The organism is Streptomyces sp. NPDC086777, from assembly GCF_040702065.1.
In the GTDB taxonomy this organism is placed as follows: Bacteria; Actinomycetota; Actinomycetes; order Streptomycetales; family Streptomycetaceae; genus Streptomyces.
In genome coordinates, this window is the sequence record NZ_JBFBJI010000018.1 from 66767 (window position 1) to 82971 (window position 16205).

15 protein-coding genes are annotated in these 16205 nt (G+C 72.3%); 6 read left to right on the forward strand and 9 right to left on the reverse strand.

The window, feature by feature from the left end:
- The first annotated feature begins 112 nt into the window (after positions 1-112).
- Positions 113-1204 carry a Gfo/Idh/MocA family oxidoreductase gene (locus AB0472_RS24870; protein WP_366359078.1) on the forward strand — a complete coding sequence of 364 codons (1092 nt, stop codon included), beginning with the start codon at positions 113-115 and terminating at the stop codon, positions 1202-1204.
- 4 nt (positions 1205-1208) lie between these two features.
- Here the strand turns inward: AB0472_RS24870 and AB0472_RS24875 are convergent, their stop codons facing one another.
- Positions 1209-2507 (reverse strand): ROK family protein, encoded by a 1299-nt coding sequence (locus tag AB0472_RS24875; RefSeq protein WP_366359080.1) that lies wholly within the window; start codon positions 2505-2507, stop codon positions 1209-1211.
- Positions 2508-2934: 427 nt separating this feature from the next.
- Here AB0472_RS24875 and AB0472_RS24880 point away from each other — a divergent pair, with 427 nt between their 5' ends.
- From AB0472_RS24880 to AB0472_RS24895, 4 genes are all read left to right on the forward strand, one after another.
- On the forward strand, positions 2935-4191 hold the full coding sequence (locus AB0472_RS24880) for a citrate synthase (protein ID WP_366359082.1): 1257 nt from the start codon (positions 2935-2937) through the stop codon (positions 4189-4191).
- Positions 4192-4260: 69 nt separating this feature from the next.
- Entirely contained in the window at positions 4261-5199 is a 939-nt protein-coding gene (locus AB0472_RS24885; protein WP_366359084.1) for a sucrase ferredoxin, read from the forward strand.
- Between the two features lie 83 nt (positions 5200-5282).
- Positions 5283-6956, forward strand: coding sequence for a sensor histidine kinase (locus AB0472_RS24890; RefSeq protein WP_366359086.1), 1674 nt, complete (start codon positions 5283-5285; stop codon positions 6954-6956).
- Positions 6953-7633 carry a response regulator gene (locus AB0472_RS24895; RefSeq protein WP_366359088.1) on the forward strand — a complete coding sequence of 227 codons (681 nt, stop codon included), beginning with the start codon at positions 6953-6955 and terminating at the stop codon, positions 7631-7633. The genes AB0472_RS24890 and AB0472_RS24895 overlap by 4 nt, the downstream gene beginning before the upstream one ends.
- 60 nt (positions 7634-7693) lie before the next feature.
- Here the strand turns inward: AB0472_RS24895 and AB0472_RS24900 are convergent, their stop codons facing one another.
- The 3 genes from AB0472_RS24900 to AB0472_RS24910 are packed head-to-tail and all read right to left on the reverse strand — an operon-like array spanning position 7694 to position 10461.
- Complete coding sequence (locus AB0472_RS24900) at positions 7694-8737, reverse strand: ABC transporter substrate-binding protein (protein ID WP_366359090.1); 1044 nt, start codon at positions 8735-8737, stop codon at positions 7694-7696.
- 52 nt (positions 8738-8789) lie between these two features.
- Positions 8790-9656 carry an ABC transporter permease gene (locus tag AB0472_RS24905; RefSeq protein ID WP_366359092.1) on the reverse strand — a complete coding sequence of 289 codons (867 nt, stop codon included), beginning with the start codon at positions 9654-9656 and terminating at the stop codon, positions 8790-8792.
- Positions 9646-10461 carry an ABC transporter ATP-binding protein gene (locus tag AB0472_RS24910; protein ID WP_366359094.1) on the reverse strand — a complete coding sequence of 272 codons (816 nt, stop codon included), beginning with the start codon at positions 10459-10461 and terminating at the stop codon, positions 9646-9648. Before AB0472_RS24910 ends, AB0472_RS24905 begins: the two co-directional genes overlap by 11 nt.
- A gap of 158 nt (positions 10462-10619) precedes the next feature.
- Between AB0472_RS24910 and AB0472_RS24915 the strand changes: the two genes are divergently transcribed.
- On the forward strand, positions 10620-11312 hold the full coding sequence (locus AB0472_RS24915; protein WP_366359096.1) for a response regulator: 693 nt from the start codon (positions 10620-10622) through the stop codon (positions 11310-11312).
- 15 nt (positions 11313-11327) lie between these two features.
- Here the strand turns inward: AB0472_RS24915 and AB0472_RS24920 are convergent, their stop codons facing one another.
- From AB0472_RS24920 to AB0472_RS24940, 5 genes are all read right to left on the reverse strand, one after another.
- On the reverse strand, positions 11328-12920 hold the full coding sequence (locus tag AB0472_RS24920; protein WP_366359098.1) for a cation acetate symporter: 1593 nt from the start codon (positions 12918-12920) through the stop codon (positions 11328-11330).
- Entirely contained in the window at positions 12917-13474 is a 558-nt protein-coding gene (locus AB0472_RS24925; protein ID WP_366359100.1) for a DUF485 domain-containing protein, read from the reverse strand. The genes AB0472_RS24920 and AB0472_RS24925 overlap by 4 nt, the downstream gene beginning before the upstream one ends.
- Positions 13475-13543: 69 nt before the next feature.
- Entirely contained in the window at positions 13544-14227 is a 684-nt protein-coding gene (locus tag AB0472_RS24930; RefSeq protein ID WP_366359102.1) for a response regulator transcription factor, read from the reverse strand.
- Positions 14224-15375, reverse strand: a complete 1152-nt coding sequence (locus AB0472_RS24935; RefSeq protein WP_366359104.1) for a histidine kinase — start codon at positions 15373-15375, stop codon at positions 14224-14226. The genes AB0472_RS24930 and AB0472_RS24935 overlap by 4 nt, the downstream gene beginning before the upstream one ends.
- Positions 15372-15905, reverse strand: a complete 534-nt coding sequence (locus tag AB0472_RS24940) for a DUF1453 domain-containing protein (protein ID WP_366359105.1) — start codon at positions 15903-15905, stop codon at positions 15372-15374. Before AB0472_RS24940 ends, AB0472_RS24935 begins: the two co-directional genes overlap by 4 nt.
- Positions 15906-16205: the final 300 nt, after the last annotated feature.

Genomic DNA, 16205 nt, shown 5'->3' on the forward strand with positions numbered 1-16205 from the left:
TTTAGCTTACGGTGAGCAAAAGTCGACCTTGCGGAAGGCATCGCTCTCCGTTTTTTCGATCTGTTCACGCGTTAACTCCGTCAGCTCCTGGAAGAGAGAAGAGGTGCGTGTCATGCGCGTCGGTGTCATCGGTACCGGCTTCATGGGGGCCGTGCACACCCGGTCCGCGCTCGTGGCCGGCGGCGACGTGGTGGGCGTGGTCGGGTCGACGCCCGGCAAGGGCCGACGCGCCGCCGCGGAGTTCCGGGCCGGGCAGGGTTTCGACTCGGTCGAGGACCTGCTGCGGCACGGAGTGGACGTCCTGCACGTGTGCACGCCCAACGCCACGCACGCCGGTTTCTGCCGCGCGGCCCTGGCCGCCGGGGTGCCGGTCGTCTGCGAGAAGCCGCTGGCCACCGACGCCGCGACCGCACGCGAGCTCACCGAACTGGCGGCGGAGAGCGGGCTCGTCACAGCCGTGCCCTTCGTCTACCGCTACTACGCGTCCGTACGGGAGGCCCGCGAGCGGATCCGGCGGCCCGGGCACCGGCCGCCCTGGCTGATCCACGGCAGCTATCTGCAGGACTGGCTCGCCGACCCCGAGGCCACCAACTGGCGGGTGGACCCGGCGGACGGGGGTGCCACGCGCGCGTTCGGGGACATCGGGGTCCACTGGTGCGATCTGGCCGAGTTCGTGACCGGGCAGCGGATCACCAGGGTGAACGCGTCCTTCGCCCGCGCGGTCCCGGCGCGACCTGGGGCCGACGGCACCCCGCGCCCGGTCGAGACCGAGGACGGCGCGGTCGTCCTCCTCGAGACCGACGCGGGTGCGATCGGCTCGGTGGTGGTCAGCCAGGTCTCCGCCGGGTACAAGAACGCACTGTCGTTCTCCTTCGACGGGCCGGACGCCAGCTACGCGTTCCGCCAGGAGACCCCCGAGTCGCTGTGGATCGGGGGCCGGGCCGCCAACGAGGTGCTGCTGCGCGACCCGAACCGGCCCGGCGCCCCCACCGGGCGGGCGGCCGGTCTGCCGTCCGGGCATCCCCAGGGCTACTACGAGGCCTTCGCCGACTTCGTGGCCGACGCCTACGCCGCGATCCGCGGCGAACAGGTCACCGGGATGCCGACCTTCGCCGACGGACTGCGCGCGGCGGAGCTCGCCGGGGCGGTCGTCGACTCGGCGCGCGGCGGCGGCTGGGTCGACGTAGCGGCCGCGGACGGGTGAGCCGCTACCGCGCCCCGGCCAGCGGCACGTCGAGGGGAACCGGCCCGGTGAGGTCGCCGGTGCGGGCGCGGATCCCGCGCGGGCTGCCGTGCCGGACCCACTGATCGAGCAGGTCGGGGTGCAGCAGCCCGTCCGTGGCCAGGGTCGCCGCTCCGACGACTCCCTCGGCGCGGCCGAGGTCGACCCGGGCGATGACGAGTTCGTCGGTGGCCAGCGGCAGGGACCGTCTGGCCACGACCTCGGCCACGGGGTCCCGGAACACGTCGCCGGCCTGCGCCAGCACTCCGGCGAGGTAGACCGTCGAGGGGTTGAAGACGCTGACGAGCGTCGCCAGTTGCCCGCCGACCAGTTCGCCCGCCCTGGCGACGAGCTCGGTGCTGACCCGGTCGCCGGCCCGGCAGCCGTCGAGCACGTCGGTGACGGCCAGCGGCGCGTCCCGGCGCTCCAGCCGCTCCAGCCGCTCGGCCAGGAAGGGGCTGCGCCCCTCCAGGGCCGCGGCACGCGCGTCACGGCTGAGGGCCCAGCCGCCCGCGAAGGCTTCGAGGCACCCGAACTTGCCGCACCGGCACCGGTGCCGGGACTCCTCGGCGACGATGGTGTGCCCGAGGTCGCCGGCCGCGCCGCGCGCTCCCCGGTGCAGCCGGCCCCTGGACATCAGGCCCAGGCCGATGCCGGTGCTCGCCTTGACGAGCAGGATGTTGTCACCGGCGGCCGCCCGGGTCCGGCTCCAGGCGCCCAGCGCCATCAGGTTGGCGTCGTTGTCGACCCAGGCGGGCACGTCGTAGTGGGCTTCGAGCCGGTCCCGGAGCGGGAAGCCGTGCCAGCCGGCCATGATGGGCGGCCGCACCGGCATCCCGCGCGCGAAGTCGACCGGCCCGGGCACGCCCACGCACACCCCCCACAGGCGCTCCCGCAGCTCCGGGCTCAGCAGCCGCTCCGCCGTTGCGACCAGCGTGGCCAGGGACGCCTCGGGGCCGGACTCGATGTCCCACACCACCCGCCGGTCGGCGAGCAGCGTCCCGTCGAGGTCGGTCACCGCGGCGTGCAGATGGGTGGCGCCGAACACCGCGCCGAGGACGGCACCGCGGCCGGACGCGATCCGCAGGATGCGGGAGGGCCGTCCGCCGGTGGAGGGGGCCGGCTCACCCTCGGCCACCAGGCCGACCCGGACCGCGTGGTCCACCCGCTGCGTGATGATCGTCCGGCCCAGCCCGGTCTGCCGGCCGAGGTCCGGCCTGGTCACGGCCGCTCCGCTCCTGATCAGACCCAGGACCAGGGAGAGGGTACGGGTGTGGTCGGTCATGCAGTGAGCTTATGGTCCCGGCGACCGCTGTCGTCACCGGCGGCGACGGGAGCGCTCCGCCGGCGGGGCTCGCGGCGCCGCTCCACCGCCGCTCCACCGCGCGCGAAGCTGACCGCCGGGGGGAAACGCGCGACCTCCGCGTGGATCGCCGTCTTCCGCGCTCCGGAGGGCCCGATCATCGAACAGGACGTCGTCCGCGTCACCCATGCCGACACCGCCGCCGGCCTCCGCCGCCGGCCTCCGGCGCCGACCTCCGGCGCCGGGGCGCGGACGGGGGGAACGGGCCGCGCTCTCCCGGGCCGTGCTGTGGCACGCGGAGGGCCGGGGCGTCCGGCACGGCAACCACACCATCGTCTTCCCGCGAGCCGCCCGGCCTCCATCAACATTGATCAAGTCAATCCATGCCGGAGCGGCTACGGTGACGCCCATGCACGATCAACACACCGCTCCCGGCAGTCCCGCGCGGCGGCTGAGCACCCGGGAGACCGCCGAACTGCTCGGTGTGAAGCCGGAGACCGTGTACGCCTACGTGAGCCGGGGTCAGCTCAGCAGCAGACGCGAGCCCGGGGGCCGTGCCAGCACCTTCGACGCCGGGGAGGTGGCGGCGCTCGCCCGGCGCAACAGACGGGAGGCCGCGGGGAGTCCGGGCTCCGGCGGTGACCTGGCGGTGCGCACCCGGATCACGCTGATCGACCAGGACCGGTACTTCTTCCGGGGCGTCGACGCCACCGAACTCGCCGCGCACCACTCCTACGAGGAGGTGGCCGAGTGGCTGTGGACGGGCCGCATGATCCGGGGCACGACCTTCACCGCCCCTGGGGCCACCGTCGCGGTGGCCCGCCGGGCCGTCGACGCGCTGCCCGAGCACACCTCGCCCACCGACCGGCTGCGGGTGGCCACGATCGCCGCGGCCGCCGAGGACCCGCTGCGCTTCGACCTGTCCGAGGAGTCCGTCCTCGGCACCGCGCGCGTACTGATCCCCACGCTCGTCGCCGCCCTGCCGGTGCGGCGCGGGCCGGGGCACGACGACGGCCCGCTGGCCCACCGCCTGTGGCGCCGGCTGACCGGCACCGCCCCGGGCGAGGCCGAGCTGCGCGTCCTGGACACCGCGCTCGCGTTGCTCGTCGACCACGACCTGGCCGCCTCCACGCTCGCCGTCCGGGTCGCCGCCTCCGCCCGCGCGCACGCGTACGCGGCCGTGTCGGCAGGGCTCGGCGTGCTCGAAGGCCCCCTGCACGGTGCCTCCAGCGGCCTCGCCCACCGGATGCTGCTCGACGTCCTCGACCAGGGCACCGCGGTCACGGTGATCGCGGACGAACTCCGCGCGGGCCGCCGCATCCCCGGCCTCGGCCACCGCCTCTACCAGGGCGAGGACCCCCGCGCGCGTGCGCTGTTCGCCCTGCTGGAGGACGTCCCCCGCGCAGAGCCTGCCCTGCTCGCGGCCCGGGACGTCGTCGCGACGACCGCCCGGCACGCCCCACTGCACGCCAACGTGGACCTGGCGCTCGCCGTGCTCACGGCCTCGTGCGGGATGCCGGCCACCGCCGGCGAGACGATCTTCGCCGTTGCCCGGACGGCGGGCTGGATGGCCCACGCCCTGGAGGAGTACGGGGAACACCCGCTGCGCATGCGCCCCAGCGGCCACTACGTCGGCCCGAAACCACCGCAGCCCCTGCCGGAATAGCCCGCACCGGAGGCGGGTCCGATCGAGGCCGGAAGTCACCGGGGGCGAAGTCAGGTTAGGCTCACCTCTGTGAGTAGGTGCGCAACCGTCTCCCGGATGCTCGACGAGCCCGTTTCGGGTACCGCCGCCACCGCGACGACGTGGCTGCTGCTGGAACAACCCGGCCCGTGGGGTCCCAAGGCGCTCACTTCGAGCCACCTGGACCCCGCACTGGGCCGCGCCCTGGAGGCGGCCGCCGAGGGGACCGGCGTCCGGGTCGCGCTCATCCGCCGCCCCGGCCGCCACGCCGACCCCGGCATCCCCTCCGCGCGCCAGGTGTACGTCGCCCACACGGTCCCCGGCAACATCTGGCTGCACAGCGCCACCACCAGCGACCCGGCCCGCCTGCTCGACCTCGACCTCGCCGCGCTCGGCGCGGGCGACCACCGTTCGTTCGGTGCGGTCCTCGGCGGCCGGCCGCACCCGGGCACCCCGCTCGCGCTCGTCTGCACCAACGGCAGGCGCGACCGCTGCTGCGCCCTGCTGGGCCGCCCGCTCGCCGCGGAGCTGGCCGCGTCCGGGGTGGAGGGCATCTGGGAGGTCACCCATCTGGGTGGTCATCGCTTCTCCCCGACGGTGCTCGTCCTGCCGTACGGCTACGCCTACGGCCGCGCCGAGGCCCATGCCGTCAAGGAGGTCCTGCACGGCGTCCATGAGGGCCGGGTGGTGCTGGACGGGTGCCGCGGCTGCTCCGCCTGGGAACGGCCCGGCCAGGCGGCCGAACTGGCTGTGCGCGAGGCGGCGGGCGAGTACACGGCCGGCGCGCTGAGCGTCGTGCGGACCGAGGGCCCGGCCCCGCGCTGGGAGGTCACGGTCGCTCACACCGACGGCCGCCGCTGGCGAGTGGGCGTGGCCCAGGGCGACTCGCTGCCACCGCGCCCGGAGAGCTGCGGGGTGTCGGTGCTGGGGTCGCCGGCCCGGATGGACGTGGTGTCGCTGCGGGAGCTGCGGACGGCGACGGCGAGCTGACCCGGACTTCCCCGAGAACCGGTCAGGAGATCCACGCCACACCCCCTTAAGCACGGCGTACCCGCGCACGTACCGTCGTGGGTATGAGCCCCACGCCCCCCGTGCGCCGTCTGCGCCCCCGACTGCCCCGGAAGGTGTTCTCCCAGGTCCTGTTGATGCAGCTGGCGATCGCCGCGGGGGTCGCCGTGCTCGCCACCGGGCTCTTCCTGGCACCGCTGAGCAAGCAGCTGGACCAGGAGGCGATGCGCAGGGCCCTGGCGATCGCCCAGACCACGGCGCAGGACCCGCAGATCGCCCAGGGTGTGCTGACCACCGCGCCGACCGTGAACGGGCCGGTGCAGAAGGAAGCCGAACGGATCCGGCTGGCCACCAACGCCGAGTACATCGTGGTCATGGACCTCGGCGGATTCCGCTGGTCGCACACCACCCCCTCGGAGATCGGCCGGCATGTGTCGACCTCCCCCCAGGAGGCACTGGACGGCAAGGAGGTCATGCAGATCGACAACGGCACCCTCGGCCGCTCCGCGCGCGGCAAGGTGCCGCTGTACGACGCGCAGCACCGGATCATCGGGGCGGTCTCGGTCGGCATCGCGTACGACAGCGTGCGGGCGCGGCTGCTCAGCACGATCCCCGGCCTCTTCGCCTATGCCGGCGGCGCCCTCGCGGCCGGCGCGCTGGCCGCCTGGCTGATCTCCCGGCGGGTCCAGCGGCAGACCCGCGACCTGGCCTTCTCCGACATCTCGGCGCTGCTCGCGGAGCGTGAGGCGATGCTGCACGGCATCCGGGAGGGCGTCGTCGCCCTCGACCGCGGCGGACGCATCCGGCTGCTGAACGACGAGGCGCGGCGGCTCCTGGGCATCGGTGACGAGGCCGTCGGCCGCTCCCCCGACGACGCGCTGGGCACCGGCCGTACGACCGACGTCCTGGCCGGCCGGGTCGCCGGTACCGACCTGCTCACCGTGCGCGGCCAGCGGGTCCTGGTCGCCAACCGCATGCCCACCGACGACGGCGGTGCGGTGGCCACCCTGCGCGACCGCACCGAGCTGGAACAGCTCGGCCGCGAACTCGACTCCACGCGGGGTCTGATCGACGCCCTGCGCGCCCAGGACCACGAGCACGCCAACCGCATGCACACCCTGCTCGGGCTGCTGGAACTGGAGATGTACGACGACGCCGTGGAGTTCGTCGGCGAGGTGGTCGGCGACCACCGGGTCACCGCCGAGCAGGTCACGGAGAAGATCCGGGACCCGCTGCTGGCCGCCCTGCTGGTCGGCAAGGCGACCGTCGCCGCCGAGCGCGGGGTCGCCCTGTGGGTGTCCGACCGCACCCGGCTCCCGGACCGGCTGATCGACCCGAGGGGGCTGGTCACAGTCGTGGGCAACCTGGTGGACAACGCGCTGGACGCGGTCGCCGGTACTCCGCACGCGCGCGTGGAGGTGGAGTTGTGCGCGGAGGGCCGCGCGGTGGTCCTCCGGGTGCGTGACACGGGGCCCGGGATCCCCGCGGAGCAGCGGGAAGTGGTGTTCACGGAGGGCTGGTCCACCAAGGAGCCGCCCGCGCACGGCAAGCGCGGCATCGGGCTCTCCCTGGTGCGCCGGCTCGCCGAACGGCAGGGCGGCAGCGCGTCCGTGGGCGAACCGGAGGGCGGGGGCGCGCAGTTCACGGTGGTACTCCCCGAGGCGCTGACCGAGCCGGAACCGGAACCGGAGCCGGCGTTCGGGCCGGCACTCACCCCGGCCGAGGAGGAGGCGCGATGATCGAGGTCCTCGTCGTGGACGACGACACCCGGGTCGCCCGGGTCAACGCGGCCTACGTAGGCAAGGTGCCCGGCTTCCATGTGGCCGCCGAGGCCCACAACGCGGCCGAGGCGCTGCACCGGTTGGAGACGTTGCCCCGCCTCGACCTGGTCCTCATGGACCACTACCTGCCCGACGACACGGGACTCGCGGTGGTCCGGGAGATGCGCCGGCGCGGCCACCAGACCGACGTGATCATGGTGACGGCGGCCCGGGACGTGTCGACCGTGCAGGCCGCGATGCGCCACGGCGCCCTGCAGTACCTGGTCAAGCCGTTCGCGTTCGCCGGGCTGCGCGCCAAGCTGGAGGCCTACGCGCAGCTGCGGCGCACCCTGGACGGCGGCGGCGAGGCCGAACAGGCCGAGGTGGACCGCATCTTCGGCGCCCTGTCCGCGCCGTCCGAACCGGGGCTGCCCAAGGGGCACTCGCCCACCACCGCCGAGCTGGTGCGCCAGTCCCTGATGACCGCCGAGGGCCCGCTGTCGGCGCAGGAGATCGCCGAGCGGACGGGGGTGAGCCGGCAGACCGCCCAGCGCTATCTGAAGCTCCTGGAACGCACCGGACGGGCCCGGCTGACCCTCAAGTACGGCGACGCGGGCCGCCCCGAACACCGTTACGTGTGGGCGACCCGCGGCTGAGGCGTTCTGCTCGTCCTGCTCGTCCCGCTCGTCTTACTTGCCCTACTTGCCTTACTTGCCTTACTTGGCCGCCTCGACGAACTCCGTGGTGTACGTCTTGCTCAGGTCGACATCGGTGTTCTGGATGTTCGTGTTGAACGCCTTGAGCACCTTCTCCACGGTCTCCGGGCCGTTCTCCGGCATCACCCCGTCGTCGGTGAACATGGGCAGCGTGCTCGTGATGGACTGCGTGTAGAGGTCCTTGTCGCCCTGGGCGTAGTCGGCGGGCATCTTGGCCGCGATCTCGGCGGCGCTGTGCGTGGACATCCACTTGAGCGTCTTGACGAACGCGTTGACCAGCTTCTGGACGGTGTCCTTGTGACCGTTGACCCAGTCCGTCTGCATGTACAGGCTCGACGACGGGTACGGCCCGCCGAGGGCCTTCTGGGATCCTTCCGGCGTCCGCATGTCCACCAGGACCTTGCCCGCCTTCTTGTCCAGGATCGTCGCGACGGTCGGGTCGGTCGTCATGCCGCCGTCGATGGAGCCCTGCTGGAGCGCCGAGACGAAGGTCGCCCCCGCGCCGACGGCGACCGGTGAGAAGTCGCTGACCTTCACCCCGTTCTTGACGGCGAGGTACTTGGTGAGGAAGTCGGTGGACGACCCGAGGCTGGTGATGCCGAGCTTCTTGCCCTTGAAGTCCTTGGGGGAGGTGATGTCGCCGGCCGCCTTGGTGGAGACGACCTCCACCTCGCCGGGAGCCTGCGAGAACTGCACGACGGACTCCACGGCCTTGCCCTTGGTCTGCAGGTCCAGCGTGTGGTCGTAGAAGCCGACGGTGCCCTGGACCTGGCCGGCGACGAGCGCCGTCTCGGCCTGGACGCCGGCCGGCTCGGTCAGCAGTTCCACGTTCAGGCCCTCGGCGTCGAAGTAGCCGAGCCGCTGGGTGAGCATGGCGGGCAGGTAGATGACCTTGTCCAGGCCGCCGACCATGATCTTGACCTTCGTGCCCTTGCCGGAGCCGGTGGAGGCCGTGCTCGCCGCGTCGTTGGCGCAGGCGGTGAGGGAGGAGAGGGCGAGCAGGCCGGCGGCGGCCAGGGTGCTGTATCTGGCGGACTTGCGCATGCGGTTCACGTCCTTGTGAGAAGGCGGTGCGGGGAGGGGCGGCGGAGCGGGGTCAGCTGTCGGAGTCCGACGGCTTCCACCGGAAGATGCGGCGTTCGGCGAAGGTGAGCAGCCCTTCGGCGGCGAGCGCGACGACAGCGAGGATGACCATCGCGGCGTACACACCGGCCGCGTTGAAGGTGCCCTGCGACTGCGCGACGAGCAGGCCGATGCCCTTGGTGGCGCCGATGTACTCGCCGACGATGGCGCCGATGAGGGCGAAGCCGAAGCTGACGTGGAGGCTGGTGAAGATCCACGAGGTGGCGGACGGGATGACGACCTGGAGGGTCACCCTGCGGTCGCTCGCGCCGAGGATCCGGGCGTTGGCGACCAGGTTGCGGTCGACCTCGCGGGCGCCCTGGAAGGCGTTGAAGAACACCGGGAAGAACACCAGCACGACGGCCGAGGCGACCTTCGAGGATGCGCCGAGCCCGAACCAGATCACGAAGATCGGGGCGAGCACGATCCTGGGGATCGAGTTGAGCACCTTGATGTAGGGACCGAGGACGTCGGCGAGGAAGGCGATCCGCCCGAGCGCGATACCGAAGACCACACCGGCGATGACACCGATGACCCAGCCGAGCAGCGCCTCGTAGAGCGTGTACCAGATCTGCTCGCCCAGGGAGCCGAGCGCGGTGCCGTGGGTCATCCAGGTCCAGATCTGGTCCCAGATCTTCGACGGCATGGAGAAGTTGAAGGGGTCGATGACCTCGGCCCGGGACAGGACCTCCCACAGGCCGAGGACGGCCACCAGCAGCAGCACGCGTACGGCGAACACGATCGCCCTGCGTCTGCGGGCGGCCTGGGCCCGCGACCGCGCGCGATCCGGGCCGGCCTTGACCGTGTCGACGACCGGTGTGCTGAGCGTCTCAGGCGACATGGGCGGCACCCCTCTCACGGGTGATGCGGACCTCTTCGCCGAGGGACTCCCAGATCTCGCGGTAGATCTCGATGAACCGCGGCTCCAGACGCACCGACTCGACCTTGCGGGGACGGGGCAGGTCGATCTCGAAGACCTGCTTCACGGTCGCGGGCCCGGCGGTCATGACGACGACCTTGTCGGCCAGCGCGATGGACTCCTCCAGGTCGTGGGTGACGAAGACGACCGAGGCGCCCGTGCCCTCCCACAGTTCGAGGAGTTCGTCCGACATCAGGGCCCGGGTCTGCACGTCGAGCGCGGAGAACGGCTCGTCCATGAGCAGGATCTCGGGGTCGTTGACGAAGGTCGCGGCGAGCGCCACGCGCTTGCGCTGACCGCCGGAGAGCTGGTGCGGATAGCGGTCCTCGAAGGCGGCGAGGCCGACCTTGGCCAGCCAGGCACGGGCCTTCTCCTTGGCCTCCGCCTTGGGCACGCCCCGGAAGCGGGGGCCGGCCATCACGTTGGAGAGCACGGTCCGCCAGGGGAAGGTGGCGTCCTGCTGGAAGACGAAGCCGACCTTGTCGCCGACGCCCCCGACCGGTTCACCGGCCACCAGCACCTCGCCCTCGGTGGGCTCCTCCAGGCCGCTGACCAGGGTCAGCGTGGTGGACTTGCCGCAGCCCGTCGGCCCCACGACGGCCACGAACTCACCGCGTCCGACGGTGAGGTCGAGGTCGCGCACAGCCGTGTGCAGACCCCCCGACGGGGTCTTGAAGATCTTGCTCGCGCCCCGCAGCTCGATGGCGGGGCTGGTGTCTGCGCTCATGGGCCGGGACGGTAGGTGTGACTCGGACCACGACAGCAGTCTTCTGGGCGCAAGCCGTTCTTTTGCTCGCAAGCACCTGTTGTGCTCTTTTTGCTCGCGCTACAACTGCGCAGACGAAACACGGGCTTAACGCTCGCCGGCCTTGAAGGAGAGGCCTGATGATTGACGTCCTGGTGGTCGACGACGACTTCCGCGTCGCCGAGATAAACGCCAAGTACGTGGGGAAGGTTCCCGGCTTCCGGGTGGCCGCCCGCGCGCACAGTGCCGCCCAGGCCCTGGCCGCCGTGAACCGCGGCGCCATCGACCTGGTCCTGCTGGACCACTACCTGCCGGACCGGACCGGCCTCGAACTCGTCCACCAGATGCGGGAGCAGGGTCACGGCACCGACGTCATCATGATCACGGCGGCCAGCGATGTGACCACCGTCCAGAGGGCGATGCGCCTGGGCGCCCTGCACTACCTGGTCAAGCCGTTCACCTTCGCCGCCCTGCGCACCCGCCTGGACTCCTACGCGGCCCTGCGCCGTACCGTCGACCGGGTCGGCGGCCGGGGGCTGACGGGCCAGGAACAGGTCGACCGCATCTTCGGCGCCCTGCGCACCTCACCGGCGCCGTCCGCGCCCGGCCTGCCCAGCGGACAGTCCGAGCCCACGACGGACCTCATCTGCGGCGTCCTGCACCGCGCCGACCACCCGCTCTCCGCTCACGAGGTCGCCGCCGAGACCGGCCTCAGCCGCTCCACCGCCCAGCGCTACCTCCGCCACCTGGAACAGGCCGGCCGCCTCCGCCTCTCCCTGAAGTACGGCGACACGGGCCGCCCGGAGCACCGCTACGCCTGGGTGGCGCCGTAGCCGCTCCGGGCACCTCTAAACGGCCCCCGCCCCCGTCAGCGACCGCACCTCGGTCTCCGCGTGCCGGGCCTCGTCCGGGACCTCGTCCGAGGTGACCGTGCCGAGCCAGCCGGCCAGGAACCCGAGGGGGATGGAGACGATCCCCGGGTTCTGCAACGGGAAGTACTGGAAGTCCACCCCCGGGAACAGCGCCCCGGGGCTCCCGGACACCACCGGGGACAGCGCGACCAGCGCCAGCGCGGGCACGAGCCCGCCGTATACGGCCCAGACCGCGCCGCGCGTCGTGAAGTTCCGCCAGAACAGCGAGTAGAGCAGCACCGGCAGGTTCGCGGAGGCCGCGACCGCGAAGGCGAGCCCCACCAGGAAGGCGACGTTCATGTCCCGGGCCAGCAGGCCCAGCGCGATCGCCACGACGCCGATGCCGACCGCCGCCATGCGCGCCACCGCGACCTCGCTGCGCTGCCTGGCGTGCGGCCTGCGCAGGGTGGCGTAGAGGTCGTGGGCGACCGACGCGGAGGAGGCGAGGGTGATCCCGGCGACCACGGCGAGGATCGTCGCGAAGGCGACGGCGGCGACGATCGCGAACAGAATGGTCCCACCCGTGGAGCCCGCACCGCCGCCCAGATCGAGTGCCAGCAGCGGCACCGCCGTGTTCCCCGCCTCGTTCGACGCACGCACCGCGTCCGGCCCGACCACGGCCGCCGCCCCGAAGCCGAGCACGAACGTCATCAAGTAGAAGCTCCCGATCAGCCCGATCGACCAGACCACGGAACGGCGCGCCGCCCGCGCGGTCGGCACTGTGTAGAAGCGGGACAGGATGTGCGGCAGGCCCGCCGTGCCCAGCACCAGCGCCAGCCCCAGGCTGATGAAGTCCAGCCGCGCACTCCAGTTCCCGCCGTACTTGAGCCCCGGCGCCAGGAACGACCTCCCGTGTCCACTGCGGTCGGCGGCCGTGAGCAGCAGTCGGTCGACGTCGCCGTGGAAACGCAGCAGCACCAGCACGGTCAGCGCGACCGCCCCGCCCATCAGCAGCACCGCCTTCACGATCTGGATCCAGGTGGTGGCCCGCATCCCGCCCAGCGACACGTAGATCACCATCAGCGCGCCGACCCCGATGACCGTCCACGCCTGCGCCGCCCCGCTGGTCCGCCCCAGCAGCAGCGCGACCAGACTGCCCGCACCCACCATTTGCGCCACCAGATAGAAAACGGACACGGTGACCGACGACGCCCCCACCGCGATCCGCACCGGCCGCTCGCTCATCCGCGCCGCGACCACGTCGGCCAGCGTGAACCGCCCGCAGTTCCGCACCAGTTCGGCCACCAGGAACAGCACGACGAGCCACGCGACCAGGAACCCGACCGCGTACAGCAGCCCGTCGTAGCCGAACAGCGCGATGAGCCCCGTCACGCCCAGGAAGGAGGCCGCCGACATGTAGTCACCCGCGATGGCAAAACCATTTTCCATCGGGGAGAAGAGCCGACCACCGGCATAGAACTCATCCGCCGAACCATGCCGCTTCCGGCTCACCCACGTCGTGATTCCGAGCGTCACGGCGACGAAGGCGCTGAACAGCAGCAATGCCAGCGTCTGATGCTGCCCCGTCATGACGCTCCACCCTGCACACCCCGGGTCAGCTCCTGGGTGTCCCAGCGCAACTCCAGCGCGGCCCGGTCCCTGCGCAACCGCGCGTGCCGGGCGTAGGCCCAGGTGAGCAGGAACGTGGTGAGGAACTGCCCGAGCCCCGCCACCATCGCCACGTTCACCGCTCCGGCGACGGGCCGCGCCATCAGCCCGGGCGCCGTCGTCGCGGCGACCACGTATGCCACGTACCAGGTGAGGAAGACGGCGACCCCCGGCACCACGAATCTGCGGTACCGGCTGCGCACCTCCTGGAAGGCCGCGCTGCGCTGCACCTCCAGGTAGACGTCACGGGTGCGAACAGCCGCCCCGTCCCGCTCCGTTCGCGCGCCGGGTACGGCCGGCGGGGGCTCCCCGGTGCCGTCCCGCTCACCCCAGCCGGATGCCAGCGCGTCGTACCAGGGGTCCTCGTACCTGACTTCCCGGGAGGCCACGCCGTACTCGCCCTGGTCCTCGTGTCGCCCGGCCGAACTCTCGGAGCCGTCCCCGCCGTCGCGGCGACGCCCGTTGCTTGACTGCATGCCCAAGGATGGACAGATCGGGAACATCCCCGACTCTTCTTCCCCTGGGTCTTCACCCCATCAGGTGACTCAATCCGCTGGTGGCCGCACCAGTCCCTTCCCGTAGGCGTAACGCACCGCCTGCGCCCGGTCCTTGAGGCCCGTCTTGGCGAACAGGTTGTTGATGTGTGTCTTCACGGTCGCGGTGGAGACGTGCAGCTTCCGGGCGATCTCCTGGTTGGTGAACCCCTCCGCGATGAGCACGAGGACCTCGGTCTCCCGCGCCGTCAGCCCGTCGGGCGACTCGGTGGCCACGGGCGCCGGTTCGGGCTGTGACAGCCGCTCCAGCAGCCTCCGCTGGATGCTCGGCGACAGCCCCGCGTCTCCCGACAGCACGCTCTGCACGGCGCGCACGATCTCGTCCCCGCCCGCGTCCTTGGTCAGGTAACCACGGGCACCGGCCCGCAGCGCCGGGAACAGCGACTCGTCGTCCGCGAACGTCGTCAGCACCACCACCTGCGTCCCGGGGTACTCCGACCGGATCCGCCGGGTCGCCTCCACGCCGTCGCAGCGCGGCATCCTCAGGTCCATCAGGACCACGTCCGGGGAGAGTTCCGCGACCAGCCGGACCGCCTCCTCCCCGTCACCCGCCGCTCCGACGACCTCCACGCCGGGCAGCAGCCCGAGGAGCATCACGATCCCCTCCCTGACCACCGTCTGGTCGTCGGCGACCACGACCCGTGCGGGCTTCCTCTCCCCCTCCGTCTCCGTCATACGGGCACCCTCAACCTCACCTCGAACCCCTCGTCGTCACGCCCTGCCTCCAGCGACCCGCCCAACAGCTCGGCCCGTTCCCGCATACCCAGCAGACCGTACCCGCCGCCGGCGCCGCTGAGCTCGCCGGGACGACCGCCCGAGTCCCGTACGTTCAGTGCCACTTCGTGCTCGCTGTAGTCCAGCCACACCTGGACCTTGGCGCCGTGGGCGTGCTTGCGCACGTTGGTCAACGCCTCCTGGGCGACACGCCGCACGGTCTGCGACGCCTCCGCGGACAGGGATCTGCGTTCACCCGTCACGGTGACCTCGGCGCCGTCGGTCGAACCGGCGAGTTCGGTCAGGAAGTCCTCCAGTGGGGTGAGCTCACCACGCAGGGCGGACAGGGCCTGGCGGGTCTCGGCGAGTCCGTCGCGGGCCATGCCCCGGGCGGCGACCACCCGTTCGAGGATCTGCTCCCGGTCGGCTCCGCGCTCGATCAGCAACCGCGCGGCCTCCAGGTGCACCATCTGCGCCGAGAGGCTGTGGGCCAGCACGTCGTGGATCTCCCGCGCGATCCTGGCCCGCTCCCCCAGCGCCGCCGACTCGGCCTCCGCCGCTCTCGCGGCACGCTCCTGGGCGAGCAGCCGCTGGGCGCTCCCCCGGGCCTCGGCGTCGAGTCGCATGACATAGCCGGCGAGAACCATTCCGACGACGGTGGCCGCGGTGGTCAGCCACACGTCGTTGTTGAACGCGGAGTACGAGGCCAGGGCCACCGCGGCGACGGGTACGGCAATCGCGACCGGCAGCCGCTCCAGGGCGGAGATGCCGCAGCCGCACCAGATCACGAGGGCCGGTCCCTGGAAGCCGGTGGTCTCCGCCACCACCGCGATGGCGAGGAGGACGCTGATGAGCCCCAGGGACGGCACGAGCCGGTGGGCATAGGTGGTCCGGAAGAAACCCCAGGCGACCACGGCGGTCGCGACAACCCCCGCCACCGCGGCGGCCGCCTCCCAGCCGCGGACGTGCGACTGGGTGAAGGCGCTCCACAACAGCAGGGCGAGCACCATCAGTCGCACGCCCCAGGCGAGGGACCGCCGGGGCCGGGAGAGCCCCTCCCGGCTCAGCGCTTCTCGCGAGGGCCAGCGTGTCCAGGCGTTCTCCGTCACACGCCTTCCTTCCTGGTGACCCGGGCCATGCCGTCACCGTACGCCCGGGCAGGACCGCTCGCGGAGGCGGCGGAGGGGAGCGACTGCGCGCGCCAGACGAGGATGCCGGCCCGCACCAGCAGGGTCACCGCGAGTCCGAGCATGAGGGCCGCGCTGTCCTGGCGGACGCCGACGGCGGCTCCGAGAGCGTAGAGCCCCACCCGCAGGGCTATGCCGCCGAACCAGACGAATGCGCTGGCCTTGGTGCTCTTCGTCCACACGACGCCGTCGCCTTCTCGCCACACCCGGGTGGTCCAGGCCCAGGCGGCACCTATCACGAGTCCCACCAGCAGTTCCGTGCTGAGCAGCGCGGCGGAGGCGGTGCGGTGGTGGGCGTCGAGTATCCCGGGCTCACGCAGCGCGACGACCGCGAGGACCACGGGCACCAGCCACCAGCGCCTGCCCGTGTCGATCGGACGGGCGCGGAACTGGCGCACGATCACCACGACGACGACGGCCACGATCAGCAACGCGTTGACGAGCCCGGGCATCAAAGCCTCCGTGAGCGGGAAGGGGCGGTGCCGGGAGCGGGAGCTGCCGACGCCTTCAACGCTACGGAAATGCGCAGGTCAGCAGATCGGAGCGGGGGTGGATCACGGGTGGATTCCGACGAGCGGGATCCCTCCACCCCCGGGTGGAGAACCCCACGCGGCGCCACAGGGGCGGCCGACAGGCCGCAGCCGAGCCGAGCGACGGGGCGGTGGGACCGGCGGGCGGGGCATCACGAGCACCGCCGGCGCTCGGTCGGCACCGCAAGCACCACGAACGCTCAGCCGGCGTCACAACGCAAG

What these genes read in the sequence shown, in the direction of transcription:
- AB0472_RS24930 (WP_366359102.1), bottom strand. Translation starts at nt 14,227, where the DNA reads ATGACGGAGACGGAGGGGGAGAGGAAGCCCGCACGGGTCGTGGTCGCC.
- AB0472_RS24875 (WP_366359080.1), bottom strand. Translation starts at nt 2,507, where the DNA reads ATGACCGACCACACCCGTACCCTCTCCCTGGTCCTGGGTCTGATCAGG.
- AB0472_RS24925 (WP_366359100.1), bottom strand. Translation starts at nt 13,474, where the DNA reads ATGCAGTCAAGCAACGGGCGTCGCCGCGACGGCGGGGACGGCTCCGAG.
- AB0472_RS24880 (WP_366359082.1), top strand. Translation starts at nt 2,935, where the DNA reads ATGCACGATCAACACACCGCTCCCGGCAGTCCCGCGCGGCGGCTGAGC.
- AB0472_RS24905 (WP_366359092.1), bottom strand. Translation starts at nt 9,656, where the DNA reads ATGTCGCCTGAGACGCTCAGCACACCGGTCGTCGACACGGTCAAGGCC.
- AB0472_RS24910 (WP_366359094.1), bottom strand. Translation starts at nt 10,461, where the DNA reads ATGAGCGCAGACACCAGCCCCGCCATCGAGCTGCGGGGCGCGAGCAAG.
- AB0472_RS24890 (WP_366359086.1), top strand. Translation starts at nt 5,283, where the DNA reads ATGAGCCCCACGCCCCCCGTGCGCCGTCTGCGCCCCCGACTGCCCCGG.
- AB0472_RS24915 (WP_366359096.1), top strand. Translation starts at nt 10,620, where the DNA reads ATGATTGACGTCCTGGTGGTCGACGACGACTTCCGCGTCGCCGAGATA.
- AB0472_RS24940 (WP_366359105.1), bottom strand. Translation starts at nt 15,905, where the DNA reads ATGCCCGGGCTCGTCAACGCGTTGCTGATCGTGGCCGTCGTCGTCGTG.
- AB0472_RS24900 (WP_366359090.1), bottom strand. Translation starts at nt 8,737, where the DNA reads ATGCGCAAGTCCGCCAGATACAGCACCCTGGCCGCCGCCGGCCTGCTC.
- AB0472_RS24895 (WP_366359088.1), top strand. Translation starts at nt 6,953, where the DNA reads ATGATCGAGGTCCTCGTCGTGGACGACGACACCCGGGTCGCCCGGGTC.
- AB0472_RS24870 (WP_366359078.1), top strand. Translation starts at nt 113, where the DNA reads ATGCGCGTCGGTGTCATCGGTACCGGCTTCATGGGGGCCGTGCACACC.
- AB0472_RS24920 (WP_366359098.1), bottom strand. Translation starts at nt 12,920, where the DNA reads ATGACGGGGCAGCATCAGACGCTGGCATTGCTGCTGTTCAGCGCCTTC.